The sequence below is a fragment of the uncultured Parabacteroides sp. genome (assembly GCF_905196875.1).
Taxonomy (GTDB): domain Bacteria; phylum Bacteroidota; class Bacteroidia; order Bacteroidales; family Tannerellaceae; genus Parabacteroides.
In genome coordinates, this window is sequence record NZ_CAJJWO010000054.1 from 26916 (window position 1) to 35317 (window position 8402).

The 8402-nt window shown below is 39.4% G+C and carries 6 protein-coding genes; 4 read left to right on the plus strand and 2 right to left on the minus strand.

Annotated features, from left to right (window positions below; translation table 11 throughout):
* Positions 1-18 precede the first annotated feature (18 nt).
* Both QZ076_RS16105 and QZ076_RS16110 read right to left on the minus strand, forming a co-directional pair.
* On the minus strand, positions 19-1563 hold the full coding sequence (locus QZ076_RS16105; protein WP_293714716.1) for a RagB/SusD family nutrient uptake outer membrane protein: 1545 nt from the start codon (positions 1561-1563) through the stop codon (positions 19-21).
* Between the two features lie 12 nt (positions 1564-1575).
* On the minus strand, positions 1576-4716 hold the full coding sequence (locus tag QZ076_RS16110; RefSeq protein ID WP_293714718.1) for a TonB-dependent receptor: 3141 nt from the start codon (positions 4714-4716) through the stop codon (positions 1576-1578).
* 372 nt (positions 4717-5088) lie between these two features.
* Here QZ076_RS16110 and pstC point away from each other — a divergent pair, with 372 nt between their 5' ends.
* The 4 genes from pstC to QZ076_RS16130 all read left to right on the plus strand — a co-directional run.
* Positions 5089-6276 carry a phosphate ABC transporter permease subunit PstC gene (gene pstC / locus QZ076_RS16115; protein ID WP_293714720.1) on the plus strand — a complete coding sequence of 396 codons (1188 nt, stop codon included), beginning with the start codon at positions 5089-5091 and terminating at the stop codon, positions 6274-6276.
* Between the two features lie 7 nt (positions 6277-6283).
* Entirely contained in the window at positions 6284-7171 is an 888-nt protein-coding gene (pstA, locus tag QZ076_RS16120) for a phosphate ABC transporter permease PstA (RefSeq protein WP_293714722.1), read from the plus strand.
* 100 nt (positions 7172-7271) lie between these two features.
* Positions 7272-8024, plus strand: coding sequence for a phosphate ABC transporter ATP-binding protein PstB (gene pstB, locus QZ076_RS16125; protein ID WP_288205976.1), 753 nt, complete (start codon positions 7272-7274; stop codon positions 8022-8024).
* Positions 8025-8054: 30 nt separating this feature from the next.
* On the plus strand, positions 8055-8402 hold a 348-nt coding region (locus QZ076_RS16130; RefSeq protein WP_293714726.1), incomplete at its 3' end, for a PhoU domain-containing protein.

Here is an 8402-nt window from a genome sequence, read left to right on the forward strand (position 1 = left end):
CCTTGCTCCTTTTTATCATTAATATCCTTCATTTTGTGTCAAATTTGAATTAAGAAGTCTTTCCTCTCCTGGAATAGGCCACAAATAGCCTTTAGAAGCATTCCAACTGGTTTTCAATACATTAGTAGATGTAAACTTCCACTCTGCCGGATTGGATAGATTTTTTAGATTTTGTTTATTATATCCTTCCAAGTTATTGGCAAAAACAACATCTGCAATTTTCCATCGAACTATATCAAAATACCGAAGACCTTCACCAGCAAACTCCACACGTCTTTCATGTCTAATCTTTTCACGCATTGCTTCCTTGGTCAGAGCATTTGTCAATACAGGTTGATGCGCTCTCTGTCTCACTTGGTTTATTACATCATAAACACTGCTTGTTGGTCCTTCTATTTCATTTAAAGCCTCTGCATACATCAATAATACATCTGCATATCTGATAATAATAAAATTAGTCCCTGAATTACCATTAGTATTATCTGTATAATCAGCAGATTTTTTTAGTCGCATCCCTGTGACAGACAAATCATTTGCAGGAATAAAAACAACTGGGCTTCCATCCGGATTTAAAAGACCTTCCTTTATTGCACCTGGTAATAATATAGTTGACGAAAGACGGGAGTCTCTATCCTTAAATGGATTTTGAGGATCAAAATTACTACCATCTTCTGTAACCATCTTACCTGTGTTCATTTCAAACTCATTAGCCAATGACAAAGTAGGTAAATACATATCCTGTGTTATAATATTCATATTCCTTCCGGATCCCATTATATCCTTCAAATATCCTTTATCGAAAATAACCTCTTCATTATATTCATTTTCTTCCAAAAATAAACCTCTGAAATCCGGGAATAACTTATAGACACCTAATTCCATACATGCTTCGGCAGCTTTGGCAGCTTCTTCATATTTCGAAAAGAATAATAAAACTCTAGCCTTGAAAGCGAGAGCCGCTCCCTTTGTCACACGTCCTATATCGTTTCCTGTATATGAAACAGGTAAATATTGAACTGCATAATTCAAATCTTCTATTACTTGTTGAAATACTTTCTCCTTCGTATCACGTGCCGGATACAAATTTTCAGATACAGACGGATCAGTTAATACAAGAGGAACATCACCAAATAAAGCAATCAAATCATAATAATAATAAGCCCGAAAGAATTTGGCTTCTGCAACTAACCTATTACGCACCTTCTCTTCTATTGCTGATGCACTTATTCCATTTACAGCCAAATTCGCATTCCCTATAGCTTTATAATTTTTTACCCAACGTTTTTGAGAATAACTATCAAATGCCTGAATATCTCCCTGAATATACTTTTGTCCACTTCCTCCCACTTGGGCCGCACTATAGACATCATCCGTATATTCATCTAAAAATGTATAATCTTGATAAGAAATCGGATTATACAATGATGTCACCAACAGTTTACACTCCTCTTCATTATTAAAGAAATTATCAGGTGACAATGAGACCAATGGACTACGTGACAAGAAATCATCACATGAAAACAACATATTTATCAAAAACAAAAAAACAATTGCTCTTTTCATAATTCAATTATTTTAAAAATCTATTTGAACTCCAATAGTATACGATTTAACTTGTGGATAGGTATTAAATCCGCTTCCGGCTATAGGCCTTTCCGGATCATATCCTTTAAATTTAGTGATCGTCAATAAGTTATGTGCAGAACCATATAACATCAAATTATGTATACCGATACGAGATATTATATGCTTAGGAACATTATATGAGAGTGACAAACTTTTCATCCGAAGATAGGATGCATTTTGAACAAAAAAATCCGAGGTCTGCATCTTTAACCTATTCGCCCATAATTTAGGCATTGATGCATTCGGATTTTCGGGTGTCCACCGATCTCTCCACCAAGTACCAGTCGTATATCCCCAAGTAAACGGTTCAAAAACAGCCCCACTACAATAAGCATCAACACCTTGTTCTCCTTGAAGTAATGTAGATAACGAAAAATCTCTCCATCTCAAATCCAAATGTAAAGAATAACTTAAATCCGGATAAGGATTACCAATAACCACCCTGTCATCCATTGTAGTCACCCTACCATCTCCATCTTGGTCTTTATACCACAAATCTCCTACTTCCGTTTTAATAACTTGTTGCGGAATCTTCTTTAGTTCATCCTCGCTACGAACAATTCCTCCTACTTCCAAACCATAATAGGCCATGAAAGGCTCACCTTCCGTAATAATGCTTACTCCAGAATATTGTGTACCGATTTCACCCATATCCAGTACTTCATTTTTAAAGTGGGATAAACCCAAATTAGCCGAAAGAGACCAGTCCTTTCCTATATTTGTAGCATACTGAATATTAAAGTCAAAACCTGCATTTCTGACTTTTGCAACATTCCGCCAAGCAGGTTTAGACACTCCAGTTGTAGCTGGAACCGGTAATTCCCTCAATATATCAGAGGCTGTTTTGGTATATACGTCCAATTGAGCATTGAATTTATCAAGGAATCCTACGTCTACACCGACATTTGCCTGTGTAATCGTTTCCCAAGATATATTTTTATCGGCCAAATACGTCAGAGAAGCTCCTTGAATCAAGGTATTATTTAGAATAGCGTTAGACCCCATACTTATTAGATCAGCAGCGGCATAGTTTGAGACATTCTGATTTCCTAACTTACCCCAAGAAGCCCTTAACTTCAAATTATCTAATTTATTCACGTCTTCCATAAAACCTTCTTCAGTGATTCTCCATGCTGCCGAAAAAGAAGGGAAAAGCCCCCATTGATTTCCTTTAGCAAAACGACTGGACCCGTCATAACGGACATTGGCTTCCAACAGATATTTATTTTTGTAATCGTAGTTCAATCGGGCAAAACCGGAACGTAGTGCGTATTCCCAGGCATCACTACCATTTGTCGATGTTTCCACATCCCCCATTACTAATTCAGGAAAACTATTACTTATCAAGTTACTCCGTTTGGCATTGAATTTTTTATATACACTTTCTTCTTGTGAATACCCCGCGAGTATCTTAAAATGGTGAGAATCGGCTATATTAAATTCATAATCAGCAAAGGCATTAATCGTTGTGTGCAAATTATTTGCATAACTCCGTTCCACAGAAGAGGCCCCCCAAGAATGAAAAACATTCGACCAATAATAGTATCCTTTTACAGAGGGTAAAAAAGAATCAAAATCTACAAGTTTATACTTTGCGCCGAATTCAAATTTCAGATTCAAATTTTTAATCACCTCATAACTTAGTAGTGCTTTTCCGTTCATATCATAGTTTGTTTCCTTATAATATGCACCTTGATCGATTGCAGCAAAGTATAAACCCGAATAGGAACCATATACTTGTTTTGAAGGGTCTGCCGGATCGTCATATTTCAGTTGCATATACGGAGCAGCATCATCCAAGGCACTTCCGGAACTATACTTGTTCAGTCCGTCATCTCTTTTACCACGGGTAAAATCCAATAAGAACTGAACTTGTAATTTATCATCTTCCAAGAAATATGCCTGAGTATTTGATCGTATATTTATTCGATCGAATGATTGTTTATAACGAACGCCTTCCTGATACATATAGCCTAAAGATAAGAATGAAGTAATTCTATCACCACCTCCTTTCATGGATAAATTATGAGTAGTAACAGGTTTTGTACCACCATAAAACAAATCACCCCAATTAGTATTCTTATAACCATCTTCTGTTCCTTCTTTAAACTTTTGTACATCTTCATCTGTAAACATTTTAGCTAATCCACAGTTTTCCAATGCCTCATTATAAAGAAGAACATGCTCATACGTATCAAATGTTTCAGGAATACGAGTCGCTTTCTGAAATCCAACAGATCCATTATAACTCAAAATGATTTTTTCATTCTTCTTACCTCTTTTAGTTGTAACAAGTATCACACCATTTGCAGCACGGTTTCCATAAATTGCAGCAGAGGAAGCATCTTTCAATACTGAAATATTCTCAATGTCCTTTGGATCTACTGCATTTATATCACCTTCCATTCCATCAATCAAAACCAAAGGATCACTATTATTCATAGTACCTACTCCTCTAATACGAACTGTAGCTGTATTCTTACCTGGTTGTCCTGAATTTTGAGTAACAAAAACTCCAGGCACTTTTCCTGCAAGCATAGAACTAGAATTATTATAAGCCAAGACGGGCGTATCATCCAAAGCAACGCTAGAGACAGCTCCTGTTAAATTCGCTTTTTTCTGTGTACCGTATCCAACAACAACGACCTCATCCAGATTCTGCGCATCTTCTTTTAATACAACCGACCAGTTTCTTCTATTTTTTACCGGAATCTGTTGTTCTATATATCCGATATAAGAAATTACCAGAACATCATTTTCTGAAGAAATCTCTAAAGTAAAATTTCCATTCACATCGGTGACTGTACCTAACGTCGTTCCTTTAATAAAGACATTAGCTCCAATTACAGATAAACCATTTTGATCGGAAACAGTCCCTTTTATAAGTTTTCCAGACTGCTGCAATACAACAGAGGGCTGTTTCAATTCGTTATTCTCCAATTCAGGATTAACAAAATTACTATCTGTGTTTGATGCATAAGAGATAAAACTACAGACAGACAATAATAATATTGAAGTTCTCATAACATTAAAAAACTTCTTAAAGTGTTTTTTTTGATATAAAAAGATTGACAAAGTATATTTTCCCATACCTTTGTAAAATTAAATGTTTAATACTTTTTTAAGTAAGAGTTTTAGATATATAGCAGACAGATGTACCAGCATTTGCCTGCTATTTTATTGAAAAGACTTCTTTTTTCTAAATCATAGGCATTATTTTAAGGTTACACATTATTTATAACAAACTATCCCTGTTTTAGGAACAAAAGTAGTTTTTACAGATATTGTATCATTGAATAAATAACACATATAATTGTAAAATCTTATCTTTTTAATTACAAAAGCATGCGACATTTCATGTAATACATTTGCAATATCAATGTAACATTTACTTCAAACCGCCTTAACTCATTCTTAATACATGTTACCTTACTTTGCACTCAGAACAAACAGATAAATGACGTGAGAAAGTTTTTTGAAAAAATTGTAGAAGGGGGACTATTGATCAGTGGAAGCGTGACCAGCTTTACGATCCTGTTGATCGTCTTTTTCCTTTTTAAAGAAGCCTCCGGCCTTTTCAGCAGTCCGGTTGTCGAAGAAGGATATGTACTTGCGGTAAATAAGAGCAACGATGTGAGTGACCTGTCACCGGAAACGATCATGGATATTTTCGATGCCAAGATAACCAACTGGAAAGAGGTGAACGGCAAAGACGAAGAGATCCTTGTTTTTCGTTTTTCCGATCTGACACAGTATTACAGTGAAGAAGAGTTGGGCGACGAATTCCAGTATGTCCCCGAAAAGATCAGTGAACTGGTCGGCAAAGAACCGGGAATAATTGCTTTCTTCCCTCAACAATATCTGGCTGAGCCTTTTGACGGGACAGTCCTCCCGGAAGAAAATATCTCACTCTCCGATTTCTTTGCCGGAACAAAATGGTACCCGACCTCAGCACCCGCCCCCATCTTCGGATTGATTCCCTTATTATTGGGAACCTTGTTGGTCAGCATCGGGGCAATCGTTCTTTCTTTACCTTTCGGTATAGCAGTTGCCATCTACCTGGCAGAAATAGCCAACAAACGCACCCGGGAAATACTCAAACCGGTTATCGAACTTCTGGCAGGTATTCCTTCCGTTGTATACGGTTTTTTCGGACTAGTGGTAATTGTCCCATTGATACAAAAAGGACTGAATCTCCCGGTCGGAGAAACAGCTTTTGCGGGTAGTGTCGTTCTGGCTATCATGGCATTGCCGACCATTATAACCGTTGCAGAAGATGCTATGCGCACCACACCACGAGCTATGAAAGAGGCTAGCCTCGCATTAGGAGCCACCCAATGGCAAACAATTTATAAGGTAATCATTCCCTACTCCATTTCGGGTATCACTTCAGCAGTTGTTCTCGGTATCGGTCGGGCTATCGGCGAAACAATGGCCGTACTGATGGTAACAGGGAATGCCGCAGTCATACCGACCTCGTTCTTTGAACCGGTACGAACCATCCCTGCCACAATCGCAGCCGAACTGGGAGAAGCTCCAGCCGGAGGCGCTCATTATCAGGCTTTGTTTCTGCTGGGAGCCGTTCTGTTCATTATCACATTAATATTAAGTATCACGGTAGAATATATTTCATCCAAAAGAAAAATCTAAATAAGTTATGGCACCTATTCTGAAAACAGGCAATATCGATATAAAGAAACGGACCTCACAAAAACTGGCGTTCGGTATATTTACACTTCTCAGCTATCTGGTTGTCGTTATTCTTTTCCTCATCCTCGGATTTATCATTATAAAAGGAGGTAAAGTAATCAGTTGGGATTTCCTTACGGAAGCTCCCGCAGAAGGAATGACTGCCGGAGGAATTTATCCCGCCATTGTCGGTACGCTTTACCTGGTACTGGGTAGTAGTCTAATCAGCTTTCCAATCGGGATCATGAGCGGTATTTACATGAACGAATATGCGACAAACGGGAAACTGACGCGTTTCATACGTATCATGACAAACAATCTGAGCGGTGTCCCTTCAGTGGTGTTCGGCTTGTTCGGTATGTCTCTGTTCGTTGTCACGCTCGGATGGGGGGACTCGATCATTGCCGGTTCATTCACACTGGCACTAATGTCGTTGCCGCTGATTATCCGTACCACGGAGGAAGCCCTGAAAAGTATCGACGACTCGTTCCGTCACGGGAGTCTGGCACTGGGGGCCACCAAGTTACAGACTATCTGGCGAGTGGTACTCCCGATGGCTTTTCCGAATATCATTACCGGGCTGATCCTGTCGGTGGGACGTGTATCGGGAGAGACAGCTCCTATCTTGTTCACCGTAGCCGCCTACTTCCTGCCTCAGCTGCCGGAAAGTATCTTCGACCAGTGTATGGCATTGCCTTACCATTTGTATGTAATCTCAACCAGTGGTACGGATATCGAAGCATCCCGTGGAATGGCCTACGGAACAGCATTGGTCCTGATCGCAATCGTGTTAGTAGTCAACTTACTAGCCAATGCACTGAGAAAGTATTTCGCAAAGAAAGTAAAGATGAATTAAATAATGTGCCAATGGGGTAATATGCCAATAAAAGGCAATAAATCGGCACACCTTCCATTGGCATATCGACATATTAGCAAATTGATAAATTATTTATATTATGATAAAGATTGATGCCCGTAACGTAGATTTCTATTATGGCGACTTCCATGCCTTAAAGAATATCTCGATGCAAATTGAAGCAAACACCTCCGTTGCCTTTATTGGGCCGTCGGGCTGCGGTAAGTCCACCTTCCTACGATTGTTCAACCGTATGAACGACCTGATCCCCGATACCCGTATGACCGGCAATATCCTGATCGACAACCGTAATATTTATGATAAGGGAGAGAAAGTGGACCAGCTTCGTAAGAACGTAGGTATGGTATTCCAGAAACCGAACCCTTTCCCTAAAACGATCTTCGAAAACGTTGCCTACGGACTACGTGTAAACGGAATAAACGACAACGAATATATCGAAGAGACAGTTGTCAAAACTCTTAAACAGGTAGTTCTCTGGGATGAGGTAAAAGACAAACTGAAAGAGTCGGCTTTCGCATTATCCGGCGGTCAGCAGCAACGCCTGTGTATTGCCCGTGCATTGGCGATCTCCCCCTCAATTCTTTTGATGGATGAACCGACTTCTGCCCTCGATCCGATTTCCACCAGCAAGATCGAAGATCTGATACACGAGCTCAAAAGCGAATATACAATCGTGATCGTTACTCATAATATGCAGCAAGCAGCTCGTGTGAGCGACAAAACGGGATATTTTTATCTGGGCGAACTGATCGAGTTCGATAATACACGGAAGATATTTACCAATCCGGAAAAGGAGTCGACTCAGAACTATATTACGGGAAGGTTCGGGTAATTGAATATTGAAAATTAAAAGATTATATATATGAAAGTTATAGATCAGGAGATTGCCTCCTTAAAAAACAGTATCAGCGAAATGTGGGCTCTGGTCCACCAACAATTATACAATGCCGGCGAAGCAATGCTTACCGGGGATAAGGAACTGGCTTATAAAGTGATTAGTCGCGAACGTCGTGTGAACGCTTTCGAGTTGAAGATAGACAGCGATTGCGAAGATATCATCGCCCTTTATGCTCCTGTCGCCGTCGACCTGCGTTTCGTTCTTGCCATGTACAAGATCAATACGAACCTGGAACGTCTGGGCGACTTTGCCGAAAGCATTGCCCGCTTTGCCGGAAACCTGCCGGAAGGTGCTCCTGTCGATCCACAACTG

Bases quoted from the DNA above. Each gene is read 5' to 3' on its own strand.
- QZ076_RS16105 (WP_293714716.1), bottom strand. From the start codon at position 1,563: ATGAAAAGAGCAATTGTTTTTTTGTTTTTGATAAATATGTTGTTTTCA.
- QZ076_RS16110 (WP_293714718.1), bottom strand. From the start codon at position 4,716: ATGGGAAAATATACTTTGTCAATCTTTTTATATCAAAAAAAACACTTT.
- pstA (WP_293714722.1), top strand. From the start codon at position 6,284: ATGGCACCTATTCTGAAAACAGGCAATATCGATATAAAGAAACGGACC.
- pstB (WP_288205976.1), top strand. From the start codon at position 7,272: ATGATAAAGATTGATGCCCGTAACGTAGATTTCTATTATGGCGACTTC.